Consider the following 917-nt stretch of genomic DNA (forward strand, 5'->3'; position numbering starts at 1 on the left):
ACTTAGCGCTTGCGGGTATGTCGCAGGGTATTGCTGGTTTGTTTTTAGAAGCTCATCCTGACCCTGAAAATGCTAAGTGTGATGGCCCGTGTGCTTTAAGGTTGTCGCAGCTTGAACCCTTCCTTGCTAGAGTTAAGGCAATCGATGAGCTAGTTAAGCAATTTAAGCCTTTAGATACGGCTTAAAATATAGCGTTTATGATTTTGAATTTTGGCGTTGTTGAAGGAAAGACAGGGCCTGAAGTTATTATTTTTGGAGAAGTGTAATGACAACGATTATTGATATCAAAGGCCGTGAGGTCATGGATTCTCGTGGTAACCCTACTGTTGAAGCGGATGTGATTCTAGAGTCTGGTGTGGTGGGTACAGCTTGCGCTCCTTCTGGTGCGTCAACAGGCTCTCGTGAAGCCTTGGAGCTTAGAGACGGTGATAAGAGTCGTTATTTAGGTAAAGGTGTTTTAAAGGCTGTTGCCGGCATTAATGAAGAGATCAAGGCTGCGTTATTAGGTAAGGATGTTACCGATCAACGAGCTTTAGACCAAATTATGTTGGATCTGGACGGTACTGAGAATAAAGCTAAGCTGGGTGCTAATGCAATTTTGGCGGTTTCTTTGGCAGCAGCGAAAGCAGCAGCACAAGAAAAAGGCGTTGAGCTTTATGAGCATATTGCTGATCTAAACGGTACTTCTGGTCAGTACTCTATGCCTGTGCCAATGATGAATATCATCAATGGTGGTGAGCACGCAGACAACAATGTTGATATCCAAGAGTTTATGGTTCAGCCAGTTTCTGCTCCTACTTTTGCCGAAGCACTGCGTGCGGGCGCTGAAATATTCCATGGTTTGAAGAAGGTATTAAGTGAGCAAGGTCTAAATACCGCTGTGGGTGATGAGGGCGGTTTTGCGCCTGACTTGGCTT

General features: G+C 44.9%; 2 pseudogenes. Both read left to right on the plus strand.

From position 1 onward, the window contains the following. Window positions 1-185: pseudogene (locus A3761_RS04095) on the plus strand (3-deoxy-8-phosphooctulonate synthase); the annotation flags it as partial. An 80-nt stretch (window positions 186-265) separates the two neighbouring features. Beyond that, window positions 266-917: pseudogene (gene eno, locus A3761_RS04100) on the plus strand (phosphopyruvate hydratase); the annotation flags it as partial.

The sequence above is a fragment of the Oleiphilus sp. HI0123 genome (assembly GCF_001635315.1).